Source organism: Dactylosporangium sp. CS-033363, assembly GCF_050942475.1.
GTDB lineage: Bacteria > Actinomycetota > Actinomycetes > Mycobacteriales > Micromonosporaceae > Dactylosporangium.
Genome location: NZ_CP192032.1, coordinates 7,476,044 through 7,494,607 on the forward strand (window position 1 = coordinate 7,476,044; position 18,564 = coordinate 7,494,607).

Below are 18,564 nucleotides of genomic sequence, written 5' to 3' on the forward strand. Positions count from 1 at the left end.
GGCATCCCGGCGTGGGCGGGCGAGGTGGCCGACGAGCACCCGTACCCGCTGGCGTTCGCCACGGTGAGCGGCGCCCACCTGTACGGCTTCGCGTCGGTGGACTCGGACCTGGACCTGCGGGCGTGCCACATCCTGCCGCTGCACGAGGTGGTCGGCGTGGACACCGGCCCGGAAACGGTCCAGATCGACGGCATGCGGGAGGGCATGGAGCTGGACGTAGTGAGCCAGGAGCTGGCGAAGTTCATCCGACTCCTGCTCCGCCCGAACGGCTACGTCCTGGAGCAGCTGCTGTCGCCGCTGGTGGTCCGCACGTCACCGCTGCACGACGAGCTGAAGTCCCTGGCCGCCGACTGCCTGACCGCTGGGCATGCCCGCCACTACCTGGGCTTCGCGACCACCCAATGGCAGCTGTACGCGAAGACCGCCGAACTGAAACCGGCCCTGTACACGCTGCGGGTCCTGCACACCGGCATCCACCTGATGCGGACCGGCCACCTGGAGGCGGACCTGCGCGTGCTGAACACCCTCCCGTACGTCCCCGACCTGATCGAGGCGAAGCGGGCGGGCGAACACGACGCCCTGCCGCCGTCCCTGGTCTCGCCGGAGCGTCTGGCCGCGGACGTGGAACGCCTGACCGCGCAGCTGGAGGCGGCGCGGGACGCGTCTCACCTGCCCGAAGCTCCCTCGGCCGGCCCGGCCCTGAACGACCTGCTGATCCGCGTACGGCTGGCCAGGACCGCCGCCGAACTCCTCACCCATGCGGAGCCGCTCGATGCCTGACTCCCCGGACCCCACCGTGCCAGAGCCCACCGCGCTGGACGACGACGGGCTGGACGACGACGGGCTGGACCCAAGCGGGCCGGACCGAGCCCGGACCGGGCGGGCCGAGACGATCGCCGCCTTCCACGCCGGGCTGGACGGCCCGTTGTGGCGGGTGGCCGGTTGGGGCAGCGAGGAGCTGCAGCACGTGCGGTTCGAGGCGCTGACCCGCACCGCCGGCTATGCGGGCGGCACCGTCCTCGACTGGGGCTGCGGCCCCGGCGACCTGTACTTCCACCTCCGCGCCATGCACCTCCCGCTGACCTACACCGGCGTCGACCTGGACCCGCGGATGGTCGCCCTGGCCGAGTCCCGCGGCGTCCCCGGGGTGTCGCTGCTCCCTCCGAGCCAGGCCCCCGGCGGAAGCTACGACTACGTCTTCGCCAGCGGGATCTTCCAGTTCGCCGACCCGGCAGATCCCCTCTACTACCTCAGCACGTTAGAACAGGCGTACGACATTTCCCGCCGAGCCGTGGCCGTCACCTTCCTCAGCGCCCAGCGCCCCGCGGAGGCCCGCGCGCCCGACGAGCTGTACGCCGACCCGGCCGTCCTGGCCCGCTTCGCCGCAGCCCTCACCGACCGCTGGCGGATCGACCACAGCTACCACCCGAACGGCGGCGACTTCACGCTTGCGCTGTTCCGCTAGGGCCGAGATCCCGCCACAGCCACTCCAGGTCACCGTGCAGGTCGGGGTCGGACGAGGACGGCTCCGCGGCGAGGCCGAGCCGGCGCCGGATGCCGGGGCGGTCGTCCTCGGCCAGCTCCAGAAACTCGACGAAGGTCCGCGCGACGCCATGCCGGCGGGCCGCCCGGAGCAGCACGGCGATCACCGGCGGGCCGACCGCGCCGGCGACCTCGAACGCCATCCAGTTGTCGTCGGTCCACGCCTGTGGATCCACGACGAGCCGGGCCAGCGCGCGACGTTCGACGGCCGAGCCGGCGCCGGCCCCGAGCAGGGCCGCCCCGGTGCGCGGGAGGCGGTCGACGAGGCGCAACAGCTCCAGCCACGTCTCCTCGGGCAGCGCGGCCAGCCGTTCGGGCGCACCGGCGACCCCGGCGATCGTCCGGTCGACGGCGCCGAGGTCCCGGCCGGCCTGCGCGAGGATGAGCGCGTACTCCACCGCAGCATCGAGTGCGGCCCCGTCGAGGGCCAGGTCGGGCGGGTTCGGCCAGGCATTGCCGTGCCGCGCGGCGCGCAGGAGGGCCCCCGCGACCGGCGACCGCATCGGCAGGTCCCGCCGGGAGAACACCCCCAGCTGGTTGATCAGCCAGAGTGGGTCCATGGCCGCCGTCATGCCGATCAGCGTGCCGGCATCGACCGACGGCAGGCGCTCGAGCTCGGAGAACGCGCCCGGAGGCTCCCAGGCCTGCGGCAGGGCCTGAGAACCGGCGAGCAGGACGGCATCGGCCAGCGCCGCGTTGGGCACGACGTCCAGCAGCGCCGGCAGCACGCCGCCCTCGCGCATGTCCAAAGCCAGGCGCTCCCAGTGGGTGTCGAACCCGGTGGAGTCCAGGAAGTCCAGGGCCCGGCGCATCATGCCGTGGCCGCCCGGTTCCGAGCGGCCGACCAAGTACGTGGCCAGCCCCGCGGTCAGGTCGTCGGCCAGCCCGACCGCGACCACCGCCGCCTCGTACACCGCGTCCCGCGCCACCTCCGGCCCGCCGTACTCGACCCCGGAAGCCGGGTGGAACTCGACGGTCGCGCCGTTGCGGGTGCCGTGGATGACGCCGGCCAGGCCGACCAGGGACTTCGACGGGAACCAGGAGCGCCACAGCGAGGTGAGCCGCGCCCAGTCCGACGTCGCGTCGTCGGAGGGCGTGTCCGCCACGGCGATCCCGCCGAGGACCGCGCTGAGCACGACGAGATTCAGGCTGTACACCGAAAGGGAACCCAGCATCGGCAGGGCCGGATATGGCGCCCGCGCAGCACCCTCGGTGAACCAGCGCGGCGGGGCGGCGTGCAGGGCCAGGAACAGCTGCCGCTCCACCACGGCGTGCAGCGCAGACGTGAAGTCCGCCGGGGCGAGCGAGGCCGCCGCGAGCCGGTGCGGCAGCCACTCCCGCAGCATCTGGGCGACCAGCGGGCGGTGGTGCAGCGCCTCGAAGGACAGCGCGGCACAGCAGGCGTCGCCCGGGTCGGCGAGCTTGGCGGAGAGGTCGGCGGCCAGCAGGGGGCTCGTGCGGTACACGTGAATCTGGGAAGCCAGGAGCACGATCCGGCGCAGGATCAGGTCCGCGGTGAGGAACTCGCCGAAGGTGGTGTGCAGGAACTCGAACGAGGCCGCCGCGCCGCGGGAGGAGTCGTCGGGGTCGCCGGAGCGGCTGCGGGACTCGTGGATGAAGAAGAAGCTGCCCAGCAGCGTGTCCGCCGGGCTCAACGTGCCGCCCTCGACGAGCCGGAACGATCCGTGGTACTCCAGGTCGGCGCCCAGGTCGGCGCGGCTGATGTGCACCGCGCGGCGGTTGAACATGCCCAGCGCGGCCACGCCGAGGCGGTCGAGTTCGCGGTCGAGGGCGGCGCGCCGCTCGGCGTCGGCAAGAGCGGACCAGGCCGCGGCGGCCGCGTCGCCCTTCGTCAGCTCGCGCTCGATGAAGCGGGAGAGCAGGCTGTGGTACAGCGACGTGCGATCGAGCGCCGCGTCGCCGAGCTGGTTGGCCTGCGAGTCGTAGATGGCCAGCAGCAGCAGGAGCAGCGGCTGGCCGGCCAGGTCGCGCAGGCCCGGGTCGGCGGGCGGGGTGAACGGGCGCACGCCGGTGCGCTCGTAGTAGCCGGCGTTGAGGGCGTTCCAGTCGCGGGCCCAGGTGCGCTGCCGGTCCGGGTCGAACTCGGCCAGCCGCAGCACCGCGGTGCCGGGCGGGACGGCGGCCTTGTCGATGAGCGTCACGCGGCTGGTGACGAGGACCCGCACCGGGCGGTCCAGGGCGAGCTCGCGGCGCTGGAAGGCGTGCACCTGCTGCAGGTAGTCGGCGAAGACCTGGCCGTTGGACTGCAGCAGCTCGTCGTACCCGTCGAGGATGACGAGCATCGGCTGCCCGGCGAGGGCGCGGCCCAGCTCGGCCCAGTTCACGGCGCGGCCGGAGTCGAGCCGGATCTGCTCCTCGATCTGGGTCTGGACCGGCGTGCCGGGGGTGACGTCGCGCAGCTTGAGCCGCACGACGTGGTACCCGCCCGCCGGCAGCCGGGCCGCGAGCACCTCGGTGAGCAGCGACTTGCCCGAGCCGGGATGGCCGAGCACGAGCAGCGGGGCGGTGATGCTGTACGGCGAGTCGAGCGCCCGCACCACCGCCGCGGCCACGTCGTCGCGGTGCGTCAGCCCCGCCCACAGCCGCTCGTCCTCGAGGCTGATGCGGGTGTCGGGGTACCGCAGCTCGCGGTAGGCCTGCGGGACGAACGCGTCGATGCGGGCCGGGTAGCGCAGGGCCGCCTCGCCGGGCCGGGGCACGAACGCGTCGACGATGACCGGTTCCGCCGCCTGCCGCTCGTGGGCGACGGCGAGCGCGTCGACGACGTCGGCGAAGGCCTCGGGGACCGCCCCGCCGGGGGCGAGCGCGGCGGCGAGGCGGTGCAGGCCGACGTCGACGCCCTCCACCGCGGCGAGGACCCGCCCGAGCCGGGAGTCGATGGCGGCGGTCTCCGCCACCACCAGGGCCTGGGTCTTGGCGTGCTCGTAGGCGGCGGCCCAGGTGAAGAAGTCGTGGCTGGCCAGCATGAGGTCGAGGTACTGCGCGTAGTAGTGCCGCATCGCCAGGCCGGGCAGCGCGTCGCAGCCGGCCAGGAACTGGTCGCGCCGCCAGTCGTCCCACGCCGGCCAGGCGGCGCTCTCCCGGACGCGGGCGGCGAGGCGGAAGCGCATGCCGCTGTACATCGCCCGCCGCTGCTCGTCCTCGTCGGCGAAGCGCGCGGTGGGATGGGGCAGCGAGACCGGGGGCAGCCCGGCGTACGCGTCCTCGCCGGTCCAGCGCTGGGCGCCCGAGCCGCGGGTGATGAGCGAGTCGTCGATCTCGGCCGCGCGCAGCAGCTCGCCGAGCTCGTCGTCGGCCGCGGCCCAGAACGCCGTGTGGGTGATCAGCAGGTGCGCGGCCGCGAGCGACTCCGAGCGGTCGAGGAAGCGCTCACCGCGCCGGGCGACGCGCCGCGCGAGGTCGCCGGCCAGCCGCACGACGTCGCTCTTCAGATCGAACAGACTCAGCAGTGGTACCGCCAGATGCCCGAGCACCACCGGCGACAGCGCGAGGCTCGCGGTGATCAGTCCGTCCGCCGCGGCCAGCAGCGCCGGGGGCTCGTCGGCGACCATCCGGCGGACGTCCGCGTACGTGATCGCGGTGACCGGCTTCGATCTGGGAGGCATCCGCCGAACCTATCCGGTCAGGGGCGGCAGCGGGCCGAGTTGGGGTCGACCATGAGCAGGGAGGAGTCCACCGCCTCGAAGTCGGTGCCCTTGAGGGTCTTCAGGGCGTCGAGCTGGGTGTTGTTCCACTTCGGGTCGTCGGTCCCGGAGAAGTACCAGGGCGAGCCGTTGTCGGCCAGGATCGCGCCGTAGGTCTTCAGGGCCTGCGCGACCGCGCGCGCCTGGGGCGGGAACTTCGAGATGTCGACCGAGGACTTCAGGCGGAAGCGGGCGCCCATCGGGGGCAGCGCCGCGTCGGCCGCGTCGCTGGCGGCGTGGCGGGCCGGCCAGATGTACGACTTGCGGGTCTTCGGGGCGGTGAAGCGGATCGCGTGGTCGACCTTGCCGGCCGCGGCCTCGTCGGCGCGGGGCAGGCCCGGCAGGATCGGCAGGCCGGCGGCGTCGGCCGAGGTCCAGCCGGACTTGCGCAGGGCGTTGCCGCGCAGGTCGTACACGGCGCCGGAGCCCGCCTTCCAGGTGCCGTCGGCGTTCGGGTGGGCGTCGTAGAGCTCGTACGCCTTGCAGCCGGCCGGGTCGTGCAGGATCACGTGGCGGTCGCCGTCCGCGTCGGCGCCGCCCTCGACCTTGGCGTTCCTCGGGACCGGGTAGGGGCCGGGGTCGCTCTCGCCGGCGTAGGAGAACGTCACCTTCACCTTGGCCTGGCCGGCCGGGATCGTGGTCACCGGGATGCCGTAGCCGTTGCCGAAGTCGGGGTGGGTCTTGGTGGCGGCGCCGATGCTCGCGACCCAGGCGGCGGAGTCGCGGCTGACCGGGAGCTTGGAGACGTCGGCGTGCCACACGTTGTCGGCGGGGAAGATCGTGCAGGGGGCCGGCTTGGACGGCGAGGGCGACGGCGACCCGGGGGCCGCGCCGAGCCCGCCCTCCGCAACCGGAAGAGCTGAAGGCGCAGTGGCGGTGGGAGGAGCGGCCGAATGCGAGCAGCCCGCCAGTACCAATGCCAGAAACACGGCAATCGTCCGCCTCATGCCGCGGGACGCTACCCGGCCCGGCCTGAGCGCCTCCACCAGGTCACCCGGGAGGGCTGTTAGCATTCCCGGCGTGGCAGACCGGGCCGGTCTCGGGCCGGTGCTCACCGTCCCGAACCTCATCAGCTTCATGCGCCTGCTCGGCGTGCCGTTGTTCCTGTACCTCTTCCTCGCCACCGACGCCACCGGCTGGGCCGTCGCCGTGCTCGTCATCGGCGGGCTGAGCGACTGGGTCGACGGGTTCGCGGCGCGGCGGCTCAAGCAGGTCAGCCGGCTCGGGGAGCTGCTGGACCCGCTCGCCGACCGGCTGTACATCCTGGCCACCCTGTTCGCGCTGACGTTCAAGGACGTCGTGCCCTGGTGGTTCACCATCGCGCTGATCGCCCGCGAGGCCGTGATGGTGCTGGTCCTCGTCGTGCTGCGGATCCTCGGGCACGGGCCGCCGCCGGTGCACTACGTCGGCAAGACCGCGACCGCCGTGCTGCTCATGGGCTTCCCGATGATGCTGCTGGCGCACTTCGCCGAGTCGACCCGCTCCTGGTCGCAGCCCAGCGGCTGGGCGCTGCTGTGGTGGGGCATCGTGCTGTACTGGGTCGCCGCCGTGTTCTACGTCATCCAGGCCACGGTGCACGTCCGCGCGGGGCGGGCGGCGGCCGTCCGCCCGTCGTGACCTCGCCGCGCCGCGACGACCTGCTCGGCGAGCTGTTCCGCAACCCGCTCGACCCCGGGTACGCGGCCGCCGCCGCCCGCCGCGGGGACGCTCCACCGCCGAGGTCGGGCCGGTGGCTCACGGCCGTCGCGATGCTCGCCATCGGGTTTCTGCTGGCCGTCGCGTACCACCAGGTGGTGCAGGACGCGCCCGGCACCACGAAGGCCCGCGACGACCTGGTCGCCGACGTGCGGGCGCGCCAGCAGACCGCCGACGACCTGCAGCGGCGCGCCGCCGAGCTGCGGGCCCAGGTCGACCAGGCCCGCGACGACGCGCTCGCGGACGGGGACAGCGCCTCCCGGCTGCGCGACCTCGCCGCCGGCACGGGCACCGGGAAGGTGACCGGGGACGGGGTCGCGGTCCGCATCGTCGACGCGCCGGCGCAGGTGGACCCGGTGACAGGCCGTACCCAGGAGGAGAACTTGGGTCTTGTCCTGGACCGGGACCTGCAGGACATCGCCAACGGGCTGTGGGAGGCGGGCGCCGAGGCCATCGCGGTCAACGGGCAGCGGCTCACCGCCACCGGCACGATCCGGGCCGCGGGCGGGGTGATCCTCGTCGACTTCCGGCCGGTCACGAGCCCCTACGAGGTGACCGCGATCGGGCCGCCGGACCTCGCCGGCACGTTCGGGGACTCGGCGACGGCGAAGCGGTTCAAGCGGTACGTCGACGAATATCGCATGCAGTTCAGCGTCAAGAAGCGGGCGAACCTGACCCTCGCCGGGGCCGCGGAGCCGCCGCTGAAGTACGCCAGTCCAGTTCCCGTCCCGTCGTCGAGCCCCTCTGGAGGTCCCACCCGATGATCGCCGTGATCGCCCTGGCCATCGGGGTTGCCGCCGGCATCTTCCTCGAGCCCTCCGTGCCGCTCGGGCTGCAGCCGTACCTGCCGATCGCCGTCGTCGCCGCGCTCGACGCCCTGTTCGGCGGGGTCCGCGCCCGCCTCGACGGCATCTTCGACGACAAGCAGTTCGTCATCTCGTTCGTGTCGAACGTGCTGGTCGCCGCGCTGATCGTGTACCTCGGCGACAAGCTCGGGGTCGGCGCGATGCTGTCCACCGGGGTCGTGGTCGTGCTCGGGGTGCGCATCTTCGGCAACGTGGCGGCCATCCGCCGGCACCTGTTCCGGGCCTGAGCCGTGGGGAAGTCCGGGAACCTCGTCATCGCCGTGCTGCTGGCGCTGCTCGGTTTCGCCGTCGCCGTGCAGTTCAAGGCCAACGAGACCGACGCCGCGCTGTCCTCGGCGCGGCCGGAGGACCTCGTGCGGATCCTCTCCGACCTCGACGCCCAGCAGGACCGGCTGCGCGGCGAGATCGGCGACCTCGAGGACACCCAGCGGCAGCTGGACTCGGGCGCGCAGGGGCGCGACGCGGCCCTGGCCGAGGCCCGCAAGCGCGCCGACGAGCTGGGCATTCTCGCCGGTACGGTCGCCGCCGAGGGTCCCGGTTTGCAGATCGACCTCATGGCGGGGTCCGAGGCCATAAAATCCGAAACCGTGCTCGACGCGATCGAGGAGCTGCGCGGGGCCGGGGCCGAGGCCATGCAGATCGGCGGGGCCGGCGGTCCCGCGGTGCGCATCGTCGCGTCGACGTACTTCGTGGACGCGCCGTCGGGCGGCCGGCTCGTGGTCGACGGGACGGCGATCGGCGCACCATATACGATCACCGTCATCGGAGGCCCGGACACCATGCGGACGGCGCTGAACATCCCGGGAGGGGTCGTGGACAGCGTCCGCCAGCACGGCGGTACGGTCTCTGTGCGCGAAATGGATCCCGTGCGCGTGAGCGCGTTGCACAATGCCGGTGCGCTCAAGTACGCCAAGCCCGCCTGAACAGTTGCACCGACCGACCGAAGAAGGACTTGACGTGATTCCCGAGGATCTGCGGTACACCGCCGAACACGAATGGCTCGCGCCCGCCGGCGAGGGCACGTTCCGGGTCGGCATCACCCACTACGCGCAGGACTCGCTGGGCGACATCGTCTTCGTCCAGCTGCCCGAGGTCGGCGCCGCGTTCGACAGCGGCGGCTCGCTCGGCGAGGTCGAGTCGACCAAGAGCGTCTCGGAGATCTACGCCCCCGTCGCCGGCCAGGTCACGGCCGTGAACCCGGCGCTCGAGGGCTCGCCCGAACTCATCAACTCCGATCCGTACGGCGACGGCTGGCTGGTGGAGATCCAGGCCACCGACCCGGCGGCCGTCGACGCGCTGCTGGACGCCAAGGCCTACGAGGCGCTCACCGCCGCCTGATTGCTCGTTTTTGTAGTACGCCCGTACCGCGCGTCCGGTTGACCGGCGATTTCGCGCGTGACTAGGCTCGCTCAGTCAACCGTATGCGCGTACCGGCTTCCGATGCATCCGGCTGACCCCGACATACGACCGTGAGGTGGTTCGATGACGCGCCCAGACGACGAGTTTCCCCCGCTCGACGTCACGTCCACGCTCAACCTTGGCGCCATTGAGGATGCCATCGAGGGGCCGGACAACGACATGGTGCCCACCCGCATGTCGGGTTCCCTGCCGCCGGGCACGGCGCTGCTCGCGGTGCGCCGCGGCCCCAACGCGGGCGCGCGCTTCCTGCTCGATCACGACGTGACGACGAGCGGCCGGCACCCGGACAGCGACATCTTCCTCGACGACGTGACGGTCTCGCGCCGCCACGCCGAGTTCCACCGCGAGGGCGGCACCTTCACCGTCCGCGACGTCGGCAGCCTCAACGGCACCTACGTCAACCGCGAACGCGTCGAGGCGGCCACGCTGAGCAACGGCGACGAGGTCCAGATCGGCAAGTTCCGCCTCGTGTTCGTCGCAGGACCGCGCCCCGACGAGAGCTGAGGCGATGACGGCGTCGGCGGCCGCCTGGAACAACAACACCCCGGGTGACGACCTCACCCGGGGTGAGCGTCTCATGAGCATCGGCGAGGTCCTCGCGCACCTGCGCGGCGACTTCCCCGACATCACCATCTCCAAGCTGCGCTTCCTGGAGACCGAGGGCCTGGTCGAGCCGCGCCGCACGCCGGCCGGCTACCGCAAGTACACGTGGACCGACGTGGCCCGGCTCCGCTACGTGCTCACCGCCCAGCGCGACCAGTACCTGCCGCTGCGGGTGATCCGCGAGCACCTGGCCACGATGCGCGAGCCGCTCACCGAGGTTTCCTCGTCGGTACCGTCCGAGGCCCCCTCCGAGCTCCGCCTGACCCGCGACGAGCTGCTCAACAAGTCGGGGGTGGACGAGGCGCTCCTGCGGGCCCTCGAGGACCACGGCCTGCTCAAGTCCCGCCCCGGCGCCGGGTTCGACGCCGACGCCCTGGAGGTGGCCACCGCCGCCGCCCGCCTGGCCGAATACGGCGTGGAGCCCCGCCACCTGCGCGCCTACCGGGCCGCCGCCGACCGCGAAATCGGCCTCTTCAGCCAGCTCGTCACCCCGTTGACCAGGCAGAACGGCCCAGCGGGACGGGCCCGGGCGGCCGACACGGTGCACGAGCTCGCGGCGCTCACCCAGCGGGTGCATGCCGCTCTGGTACGGGCCGGCCTCCGCGAAATCCTCGGCAAGTAGCTCCCCCATCGGGGCAAAAATTGGGTGAACGGGACATTTCCGGCACCACGGATCCGGGGCGATCTTCACCACTCGGCACATCACAGCGGCATCGCGAGTGGCACGACTCCCGTGGAGTCCGTGTAACGTGCAGGGAGAGGCAAGTCGACACGGAGGCGGCAGTGCGAGAGCTGAATGTGGTCGGAGTTCGCGTGGAGCTGCCAACCAATCAGCCCATCGTGTTGCTCAAGGAGGTCGACGGCGACCGCTACCTGCCGATCTGGATCGGCGCGGTAGAGGCCACCGCGATCGCTTACGAGCAGCAGGGCGTGAAGCCGGCCCGACCCCTGACCCACGATCTGATGCGCGACATGCTCGCGGCCCTGAAGGCCCCGCTGCATGCCGTCGAGATCGTGGAGATGCGCGACAACATCTTCTACGCCGAACTCGTGATCGGCGACAACGTGCGGGTCTCCGCCCGGCCGAGCGACTCGATCGCCCTGGCCTTGCGGGTGGGCGCCCCGATCCGCTGCGCCGACCAGGTCCTGACCGAGGCCGCCATCGTCATCCCGGACGAGCAGGAGGACGAGGTCGAGAAGTTCCGCGAGTTCCTGGAGCAGGTCCGCCCGGAGGACTTCGCGGGCTGACCGCTCGCACGACCCCTGCGGTCAGCGGTTCCACTTCGGTTTTGCAGCTCCACTTCGATCGAGGCCAGGCTCCTGCTCAGGCGGGGCGCCTGGCCTCGCTTCAGCTGCGACCGCCCCGCACGGTTGCCGGGCTCCTGGCCCGCTTCGGCCGCGTCCTCCCCGGATCGCGCTCCTTCTCCCGTCGTGCTCTTCTTTTCGTCCTGCTCTTCTTTCGTCTTGCTCACTTTCGGGCCGCGCAGGCGCCGGGTCTCGGCCTGGACGGGGCAGAGACCGGACGGGTGATCGCGGGTGAGTCCTGGGCCCACCGGGAGGTAACAAATCGGGCACACGCCCGTGTGACACCCCGCGAAACGCCTGCGCAGTTCGGTGAAGACGCTTGCCTTCCGAGATCCGGCAGGTAGCGTCGGTGATGGGTCAACCGCAGCGTCGGCAAGCCGTCGCCGACGGTGAACACGACACGGCGGATGGACGCGCGCAAGGTTTCGCACACTGACACGCGGCGTGTCGCGGCGTTACCTCCCCGCAGACCCTCAAGGTGCGCTATAGGGTTGCGGGTGTTGACGCTGGAGGTGGGTCGCAATGCAACAGCCGCCCGATCCCGGGATACCCGGCCATGCCCCTGAGCACGGACAGGTGAACCCGCACATGGATCACCGTACGGCCGCCGCCATGACCGACCACCACGCGCACCCCGACGACACCGGCAGCGCCCCGGACCGAGTCTCCGGGCCCGCCGGCAGCACCTCCGGGCTCGCCGGGAGCGTCGCGGATGCCGAGGACGTCGGGTACCGCGGACCCACCGCCTGCCACGCCGCCGGCATCAGCTACCGCCAGCTCGACTACTGGGCCCGCACCGGCCTGGTCGTCCCCTCCGTGCGCGACGCGAGCGGCTCGGGCAGCCAGCGCCTGTACTCCTTCCGCGACATCGTCGTGCTCAAGGTCGTCAAGCGCCTCCTCGACGCCGGGGTCTCCCTGCAGAACATCCGCAAGGCCATCGACACGCTGCGCTCCCGCGGCGTCGGCGACCTGGCCGGGATCACCCTCATCTCCGACGGCACCACGGTGTACGAGTGCCGCTCGCCCGAAGAGGTCGTCGACCTGCTCCAGGGCGGCCAGGGCGTGTTCGGCATCGCCATCTCCGGCGCCTTCAAGGAGATCGAGGGCACCCTGTCGCACCTGCCCGCCGAGGCCGCCACGACCGGCGAGGAACTCCCCGCCCCACCGGCGACCGGCAGCGCAGGCGAACCCTTCCCGGCCGGCGACGAGCTCGCCATGCGCCGCGCCCGCCGCCGCGCCGGCTGACCGCTCAACCGGACACCGCTCCGAGCACCCGCAAACGCTCCGCCCGCGACCCGCCAGCCCACGGCCGGCGGGTCGTGGCATGTTCCGGGCCTCCCGCACCGCCATCGCCATCAGCCTGGTCATTCGGTCACCCTCCGTTCGGGCCTGAGGACAACCTAGAACAGGGGTACGACATTTTTTCGGCCGCCGCCCGTGGCACGAAAGGTGGGAAGGACGTCGTTGCTGCCGCCGTAGAACGCGACCAGGATCGAGGGTGTGGCAGCACAACGCGTGGTGATCGCGATCTTCGACGGCGTGCAGAGCCTCGACGTCACCGGCCCGCTCGAGGTGTTGGCCGGCGCCAACGTGGGAGCCGGCAGCGATCAGTACCAAATCTGGATCGGCGGCATCGATGGGCGGCCCGTGCGGACGTCCAGCGGCCTGCAGATCCTCCCCGACGGCCCGCTGGCCGCGGCCCGACCAGCCGACCTGCTCATCGTGCCCGGCGGCGATGGCACCCGCACGACCGATCCGAGGCTCGTCGCGTGGCTGCGCGAGCGCGGGCCCGAAGCGAAGCGCCTCGCCGCCGTCTGTACCGGCGCGTTCCTGCTCGCCGAGGCCGGTCTCCTCGACGGCCGCCAGGTCACCACCCACTGGGACAAGTGCGCCACCCTGGCGCGCCGGTTCCCCAGCGTCAGCGTCGACGCGGAGCCGATCTTCGTGCGGGACGGCAACATCTGGACGTCCGCCGGGGTGACCGCCGGCATCGACCTCGCGCTCGCGCTGGTCGAGGAGGACTGCGGGCGCGACGTCGCGCTCGGCATCGCCCGGCATCTCGTGATGTTCCTGCGCCGGCCGGGCGGGCAGCGGCAGTACAGCGTCCAGCTCGCGGCCCAGGTCGCCGCCCGGGACCCGCTGCGCGAGGTGCAGCGGTACGCGGCCGAGCACCCCGGCGCCGACCTGTCCGTGCCCGCCCTCGCGGCGCGCGCGAACCTGTCGCCGCGGCAGTTCAGCCGGGCGTTCGCGGCCGAGGTCGGCACGCCGCCGGGCCGATACGTCGACCTGGTGCGGCTCGAGGCCGCCCGCCGGCTGCTCGAAGAAGGCCCCTCCGGTGTGGAGGAGGTGGCCCGCACCTGCGGCTACGGCACGCCGGAGGCCATGCGCCGCGCATTCCTACGTGAGCTGGGCGTCGGCCCGGCCGACTATCGGGAGCGTTTCTGACATGCAGATCAGCCTCGTCCTGTACCCCCAGATGACCGCCCTGGACATCATCGGACCCTACGAGGTGCTGTCCCGTCTGCCTGGAGCGTCGGTCACCTTCGTCGGTTCCGGTTCCGGCCCAGTCTCGACCGACACCGGCCTGCTGTCACTCGGTCCAAAGACTGATTTCTCCGAGGCCGCCCCGCCCGACGTGGTCGTCGTCCCCGGCGGTCCCGACGTCGCGGCACAGTTCGCCGACGCCGAGCTGCGAGCATGGCTGCAAAGCGTCGACGGACAGGCGACGTGGATGGCGTCGGTGTGCACCGGCTCGCTCATCCTCGCCGCCGCCGGGCTGCTGCGCGGGCGGACAGCGACGTCGCACTGGCTCGTCGCCGACCGGCTGCGCGAGTTCGGGGCCGAGCCGTCGCCCGACCGGGTGGTCATCGACGGCAGGTACGCGACCGCGGCCGGGGTCTCCGCCGGCATCGACCTGGGACTCACCCTGGCCGCGAGGATCGCCGGGCCGCCGGTCGCGCAGGGGATTCAGCTGGCCATCGAGTACGACCCGCAGCCCCCGTTCAACGCCGGCTCACCGCAATCGGCCCCGCAGGAGATCGTCGAGTTCCTGCGCACCAACAGACAGCTCGTGGTCAGGTCGTAAGCTCCAGGACGTGACGTTCCAAGGCTGGCCGGTCGAGGCGCTCGAGTTCTACGACGGACTCGAGGCGGACAACTCGAAGACGTACTGGACCGCGCACAAGGAAACCTACGAGGACAAGGTCCGCGCCCCGATGACCGAGCTGCTCGCCGAGCTCGAGCCGGAGTTCGGCCCGGCCAAGATCTTCCGCCCGTACCGGGACGTGCGGTTCAGCGCCGACAAGTCGCCGTACAAGACGTCCTGCGCGGCGTCCTTCGAGCGCGGCGGCTACCTGCAGCTCACCGCGCAGGGGCTGGCGGCCGGGGCGGGCGCGTACATGATGGACTCACCCCGCCTGGCCCGCTTCCGCCAGGCGGTCGCCGACGACTCGTCCGGCGCGGCGCTCACCCGCATCATCGCCGACCTGGCCGCGCACGGCTGGTCGGTCACGTCCCACGAGCAGCTCAAGACGGTCCCGCGCGGGTTCGACAAGGAGCATCCCCGCGCCGATCTGCTGCGGCACAAGGGCCTGATCGCCTGGCACCAGTTCCCGCTGAAGCCCTGGCTCGGCACCGCCAAGGCCCGCACCCACGTCCAGCAGTTCCTGCGCGGCTGCCGCCCCCTCCAGGAATGGCTCGCGACCCACGCTTAAAAAGCAACGCCGAGAAACAACCCCTCAGCGGCGCTCGACCGCGGCCATCACCACGTCGAAGGGCGCAGCCGCGGCACGGGCGGCGGCGTCCCGATCGGCGGCCTCCCGAGCGGCCGGCTGGTCCGGCCAGAACCCGCCCTCGGCGGCCAGAGCCGCCCGCGCGGCGTCGGCCCCGGCCTGCCAGGCCGCCTCCTCGGCGGCGGCCCGCACCAGGCTGGCGGGCCGCTCCCCCACGGGCACCCGCGGCGGATCGGCCAGGAGATTCCCCGGCGGCACGAACACGACGGGAAGCCCGCTGCCGAGCACGGTGGCCCGCCGGCGCGCCTCGAAGGCCGGCGCCTCGTCGACCGCGGCCCCGTACACGGCGGCGGTCCGAGCGGCCGTCGCATGCCACGAGTGCCGCTCGCGCGCCATGGCGCGGGCCCGGGTGGCGAGGGTCTGCGCGAACATCGGGTCCTGCAGCAGCGCCCCGACGGCGTCGGCCAGCCCGTCCGGATCGCCGGCCGGGAACCGGATGCCGGTCACCCCGTGCTCGACGATCGAGGCGAGCCCACCGGTCGAGGCCACCACGAGCGCGGCACCGGAGGCGGCGGCCTCCAGGGCCACGGTCCCGGTCGGCTCGTACCGGCTCGGCATCACGAAGGCGTCGGCGGCGGCCAGCACCGCGGCGAGCGTCGGCCGGTCGAGGGTGCCGGGGAAGGAGACGGCCCGGTGCAGCTTGAGCCGCCGCGCCTCCTCGATGAGGAACGGCCGGTACGGCCCGTCCCCCGCGACGACCGCGCGGGTCCCGGGGTGCCGCTCCCGGATCGCCGGCATCGCCTCGAGCAGATCCTGCACGCCCTTCTCGGCGACCAGCCGCCCGGCGTAGACCAGCAGCGGCCCCTCCCCGGCGAAGCGGAGCCGGGCCTGGAGCACGGCCCGCGGCTCGGCGGTCCAGATGTCGGGGTCGATCCCGCTCGGCACCACGTCGACCCGCTCGGCGGGGACGTCGAAGAGGTGCTGGACCTCCCAGCGCAGGTACTCGGTCGGCACGATCACCCGGCAGGCCTCGGAGCCCAGCCACCACTCGACGGAGTGCACGGACCGGCTCTGCTCGCCCTCCAGGTAGCCCTGGTGGCGGCCGGCCTCGGTGGTCTGCAGCGAGGCCACGAACGGGATGCCGAAGTGCTCCTTGAGGGTGACCGCGGCGTGCGTGACGAGCCAGCCGTGCGCGTGGATCACGTCGTAGCCCTCGGCGGGCGCGGTGCGGATGGCCGCGTCGGCGAGGAGGTGATTGACCGCCATGGTGTCGCCGAGATCGGCGTCACCGCCGACGGAGACGAACGGCGCGGCCCGGACCACCCGGACACCCTCGACGGAGACCGGAGCACCGTGCCGTGTCACCACGGTGATCTCGTGGCCGGCGGCGACCAGAGCCGACGCGAGCGAGGCCGTTCGTCCGTCACTCGAAGGGAAGTCCCAGGCGATCATCAATACGCGCATAGCGGATACCTCTCGTCGCCGACTGTCACCGTAGCGCGTTCCGACGCTTCCGCGGACCGGCTTCGCGGGCCAATTTCACTTTTCCCGATGTACCCGGGCGTGCACCTTGCACATTGCAGTTTTGCCTGATCACCGTGCGGGCGTGCAGCAGTGCGGCGACGGAACGGGCCGAGAACGGCGCGCCCGTCGGGCGGTACGGCGCGTCACCCTCCGCGATCTCGCTCACCGAGCCGAGGCCGCACTCACCCAAATGTCCCTCGATCGCGACGGGCAGCGCGTCCACCGGCCGGCCGGCGGCACACAACGCGTCGACGTACGGCCCGAGCCACCACGGCCACACCGTCCCCTGGTGATATGCCGTGTCCCGGGCGACGACACCGCCCCGGTGGGCACCAAGGTACCCGTATTCACTCGGGGCAAGCGTGCGGAGTCCCAGCGGCGTGAGCAGGCTCTCCCCGACGGCGCGCAGCACGTCGTCGCGCAGGCGGGTCTCGTCGGCGGCCGGGGCGTACGGGAGGCTGAACGCGAGCAGCTGGTTGGGCCGCAGTACCGAGTCGTCGTGCACGCCGGAGCCGCCCTTGGGGTAGGGCGCGGGTCCCGCGTCGACCACGTCGTAGAGCCAGCCGTCGGGGGCGCGGAAGCGCTTCACGAACTGGGCCCGGACCGCGTCGCGGCGGGTGTGCACGACCGAGGCGTCGCGGCCGCAGCGCTCGCGCAGCGCGGCGACGGCGCCGAGGGCGTTGGCCCACAAGGCGTTGAGCTCGACCGGCTTGCCGTCGCGGGGGGTCACCGGGCCGCGGGGCAGCCGGGTGTTCATCCACGTGCGGCCGGCGTGCGCGGCGTCGAGGGCGAGCAGGCCGTCGAGCGGGTCGACGGTCACGCCGTCGCGGGTGCCTTTCGTGTACGCCGCGATCACCGACTCCACCGCCGGCAGCAGTTCCGCCCCGAGGTCCCCGTCGCCGGTGTGCGCGATGTGCCGGTCGACGGCATGCACGTACCAGAGCGGCCCGTCGCAGTCCCCCAGGCCCTCGCCGCGCATGCGGGTGGCGAGGTCGGCGTGCGCGCGCAGCAGCCGGGCACCCTCCGCGGCGCGTCCGGTGTGCAGGAAGAGGCCCTCGTAGGCGGTCATCGTGTCGCGCAGGTAGCTGCCGAACCAGGGGTAGCCGGCGATCACGTCGGGGGTGCCGTCCCGGTCGACGATGAACGCGTCGGCGGCCAGCGTGAGCAGGCGCTCGGCGGTGGTCTTGACCCCGGCCTGGCGGATCAGCTTGCGGGCCCGGCGGCGGGCCGCCTCGACGATCGCCGGGCCGTCGGGCAGCGGGGTCTCGTCGGCGACGTCGGAACGGGCGGTCACGGTGAGCGTGTCGCCGGCGCGCAGGCCGGCGGCGAAGGTGCCGGCGGCCCACAGGTCCTCGAGGGGGTTGAGCCCGCGGGCGGCCTCCTCGCGGTGGTAGGCGTCGAGGTACCACTCGCCGGTCGGCGCGAACCCGGGCCCGTCGAGCCGGAGCACGTCCTCGACGACCAGCTCGCCGTCGGTGGCGAACCGCTCGCCGTCGGCGTCGCGCCAGGTGCACAGCGCGCTGAGGGTCAGCCGGACCTGCGCGCCGGGGGGCGCCGCGACGAGGCGGTGCACGACGGCCACAGCATTGCGCCCGTACGGCATCGCGACCTCACGCTCGAGGACGTATTCGCCGAATCGCCAGCGCCAGCGGGGTACACCATCGAGGATTTCGAAGGATTCGAGGTGGTGATGTCCCGTGGGATCGAGCGCGCCGGAGCCCCACTCGTGCACCGCGAGCCGGTGCTCGGTCCCGCCGGGCAGCCGCAGCACGGGGTCCAGGGCGGCCAGGGCGACCTGACGGGAGGGGGTGACGAGCAGGGCGTGGTACCGGCGCGTGCGCAGCCCCGCGATCGTGCCGGTCGCGTATCCCCCGAGACCGTCGGTGATCAGCCATTCCGCTTCGAATCCCGCCGGGGTGGTGCAGGCATGCGGGCCGAAGGTCATCACCGAACCGGGGGGCATGTGCCCAACTATGATCCGATCCCCCTTGTTTCAAACGCACGCCACGGCTGAATTTGCCGGAGATTCATCCCGCGACCGTGTCGGAAATCCGACGCGCCGCCGAGCACGATTCATTATTGGGCGGGCGGGGCATATGGCAGCCAGCTTCGCGCGTACCCGTGCGTGAACTTTCGACGCACGTAACACTGTGGCAACGAGGGCGCCGTTGTACG

Annotated in this window: 18 protein-coding genes; 14 read left to right on the top strand and 4 right to left on the bottom strand. The window is 72.5% G+C overall.

What is annotated here, in order from left to right:
• Positions 1–3: 3 nt before the first annotated feature.
• Together ACQPZ4_RS34615 and ACQPZ4_RS34620 are read left to right on the top strand one after the other, a co-directional pair.
• Entirely contained in the window at positions 4–780 is a 777-nt protein-coding gene (locus tag ACQPZ4_RS34615) for a nucleotidyltransferase domain-containing protein (RefSeq protein WP_433066772.1), read from the top strand.
• On the top strand, positions 773–1,465 hold the full coding sequence (locus ACQPZ4_RS34620) for a class I SAM-dependent methyltransferase (protein ID WP_433045181.1): 693 nt from the start codon (positions 773–775) through the stop codon (positions 1,463–1,465). The genes ACQPZ4_RS34615 and ACQPZ4_RS34620 overlap by 8 nt, the downstream gene beginning before the upstream one ends.
• On the opposite strand, the gene ACQPZ4_RS34625 is transcribed toward ACQPZ4_RS34620, so the two are convergent.
• Entirely contained in the window at positions 1,443–5,168 is a 3,726-nt protein-coding gene (locus tag ACQPZ4_RS34625) for an NACHT domain-containing protein (RefSeq protein WP_433045184.1), read from the bottom strand. The two genes, ACQPZ4_RS34620 and ACQPZ4_RS34625, sit on opposite strands and share 23 nt — an antisense overlap.
• Before the next feature lie 17 nt (positions 5,169–5,185).
• Complete coding sequence (locus ACQPZ4_RS34630; protein WP_433045187.1) at positions 5,186–6,193, bottom strand: hypothetical protein; 1,008 nt, start codon at positions 6,191–6,193, stop codon at positions 5,186–5,188.
• Positions 6,194–6,266: 73 nt separating this feature from the next.
• Here ACQPZ4_RS34630 and ACQPZ4_RS34635 point away from each other — a divergent pair, with 73 nt between their 5' ends.
• The 12 genes from ACQPZ4_RS34635 (at position 6,267) to ACQPZ4_RS34690 (ending at position 14,847) form a co-directional block, all read left to right on the top strand.
• Positions 6,267–6,863: a CDP-alcohol phosphatidyltransferase family protein gene (locus ACQPZ4_RS34635; RefSeq protein WP_433045190.1), complete on the top strand. Its 597-nt coding sequence runs from the start codon at positions 6,267–6,269 to the stop codon at positions 6,861–6,863.
• The gene (locus ACQPZ4_RS34640; protein ID WP_433045193.1) at positions 6,860–7,705 is read left to right on the top strand and encodes a DUF881 domain-containing protein; all 846 of its coding nucleotides are present in this window, start codon (positions 6,860–6,862) and stop codon (positions 7,703–7,705) included. Before ACQPZ4_RS34635 ends, ACQPZ4_RS34640 begins: the two co-directional genes overlap by 4 nt.
• On the top strand, positions 7,702–8,034 hold the full coding sequence (locus ACQPZ4_RS34645) for a small basic family protein (RefSeq protein ID WP_433045196.1): 333 nt from the start codon (positions 7,702–7,704) through the stop codon (positions 8,032–8,034). Before ACQPZ4_RS34640 ends, ACQPZ4_RS34645 begins: the two co-directional genes overlap by 4 nt.
• 33 nt (positions 8,035–8,067) lie before the next feature.
• The gene (locus ACQPZ4_RS34650; protein ID WP_433045199.1) at positions 8,068–8,730 is read left to right on the top strand and encodes a DUF881 domain-containing protein; all 663 of its coding nucleotides are present in this window, start codon (positions 8,068–8,070) and stop codon (positions 8,728–8,730) included.
• 34 nt (positions 8,731–8,764) lie between these two features.
• Positions 8,765–9,145: a glycine cleavage system protein GcvH gene (gene gcvH / locus ACQPZ4_RS34655; RefSeq protein WP_433045202.1), complete on the top strand. Its 381-nt coding sequence runs from the start codon at positions 8,765–8,767 to the stop codon at positions 9,143–9,145.
• A 144-nt stretch (positions 9,146–9,289) separates the two neighbouring features.
• A complete protein-coding gene (odhI, locus tag ACQPZ4_RS34660; protein ID WP_350613525.1) occupies positions 9,290–9,730 on the top strand; it encodes an oxoglutarate dehydrogenase inhibitor Odhl in 441 nt (146 codons plus the stop codon).
• Between the two features lie 73 nt (positions 9,731–9,803).
• On the top strand, positions 9,804–10,451 hold the full coding sequence (gene ftsR, locus ACQPZ4_RS34665) for a transcriptional regulator FtsR (protein ID WP_433066775.1): 648 nt from the start codon (positions 9,804–9,806) through the stop codon (positions 10,449–10,451).
• 161 nt (positions 10,452–10,612) lie between these two features.
• On the top strand, positions 10,613–11,077 hold the full coding sequence (locus ACQPZ4_RS34670) for a bifunctional nuclease family protein (protein WP_223093836.1): 465 nt from the start codon (positions 10,613–10,615) through the stop codon (positions 11,075–11,077).
• A 669-nt stretch (positions 11,078–11,746) separates the two neighbouring features.
• The gene (locus ACQPZ4_RS34675) at positions 11,747–12,379 is read left to right on the top strand and encodes a MerR family transcriptional regulator (protein WP_433066778.1); all 633 of its coding nucleotides are present in this window, start codon (positions 11,747–11,749) and stop codon (positions 12,377–12,379) included.
• A gap of 255 nt (positions 12,380–12,634) precedes the next feature.
• Positions 12,635–13,579: a GlxA family transcriptional regulator gene (locus ACQPZ4_RS34680; RefSeq protein WP_433045205.1), complete on the top strand. Its 945-nt coding sequence runs from the start codon at positions 12,635–12,637 to the stop codon at positions 13,577–13,579.
• A gap of 1 nt (position 13,580) precedes the next feature.
• Positions 13,581–14,219, top strand: coding sequence for a DJ-1/PfpI family protein (locus tag ACQPZ4_RS34685; protein ID WP_433045208.1), 639 nt, complete (start codon positions 13,581–13,583; stop codon positions 14,217–14,219).
• 10 nt (positions 14,220–14,229) lie between these two features.
• Positions 14,230–14,847 carry a DUF2461 domain-containing protein gene (locus tag ACQPZ4_RS34690; RefSeq protein ID WP_433045211.1) on the top strand — a complete coding sequence of 206 codons (618 nt, stop codon included), beginning with the start codon at positions 14,230–14,232 and terminating at the stop codon, positions 14,845–14,847.
• Between the two features lie 24 nt (positions 14,848–14,871).
• On the opposite strand, the gene ACQPZ4_RS34695 is transcribed toward ACQPZ4_RS34690, so the two are convergent.
• A complete protein-coding gene (locus ACQPZ4_RS34695; RefSeq protein WP_433045214.1) occupies positions 14,872–16,329 on the bottom strand; it encodes a glycosyltransferase family 4 protein in 1,458 nt (485 codons plus the stop codon).
• A gap of 25 nt (positions 16,330–16,354) precedes the next feature.
• A complete protein-coding gene (locus tag ACQPZ4_RS34700) occupies positions 16,355–18,352 on the bottom strand; it encodes an amylo-alpha-1,6-glucosidase (RefSeq protein ID WP_433045217.1) in 1,998 nt (665 codons plus the stop codon).
• Positions 18,353–18,564: the final 212 nt, after the last annotated feature.

What these genes read in the sequence shown, in the direction of transcription:
- ACQPZ4_RS34620 (WP_433045181.1), top strand. Translation starts at nt 773, where the DNA reads ATGCCTGACTCCCCGGACCCCACCGTGCCAGAGCCCACCGCGCTGGAC.
- ACQPZ4_RS34625 (WP_433045184.1), bottom strand. Translation starts at nt 5,168, where the DNA reads ATGCCTCCCAGATCGAAGCCGGTCACCGCGATCACGTACGCGGACGTC.
- ACQPZ4_RS34630 (WP_433045187.1), bottom strand. Translation starts at nt 6,193, where the DNA reads ATGAGGCGGACGATTGCCGTGTTTCTGGCATTGGTACTGGCGGGCTGC.
- ACQPZ4_RS34645 (WP_433045196.1), top strand. Translation starts at nt 7,702, where the DNA reads ATGATCGCCGTGATCGCCCTGGCCATCGGGGTTGCCGCCGGCATCTTC.
- odhI (WP_350613525.1), top strand. Translation starts at nt 9,290, where the DNA reads ATGACGCGCCCAGACGACGAGTTTCCCCCGCTCGACGTCACGTCCACG.
- ftsR (WP_433066775.1), top strand. Translation starts at nt 9,804, where the DNA reads ATGAGCATCGGCGAGGTCCTCGCGCACCTGCGCGGCGACTTCCCCGAC.
- ACQPZ4_RS34675 (WP_433066778.1), top strand. Translation starts at nt 11,747, where the DNA reads ATGACCGACCACCACGCGCACCCCGACGACACCGGCAGCGCCCCGGAC.
- ACQPZ4_RS34685 (WP_433045208.1), top strand. Translation starts at nt 13,581, where the DNA reads ATGCAGATCAGCCTCGTCCTGTACCCCCAGATGACCGCCCTGGACATC.
- ACQPZ4_RS34695 (WP_433045214.1), bottom strand. Translation starts at nt 16,329, where the DNA reads ATGCGCGTATTGATGATCGCCTGGGACTTCCCTTCGAGTGACGGACGA.
- ACQPZ4_RS34700 (WP_433045217.1), bottom strand. Translation starts at nt 18,352, where the DNA reads ATGCCCCCCGGTTCGGTGATGACCTTCGGCCCGCATGCCTGCACCACC.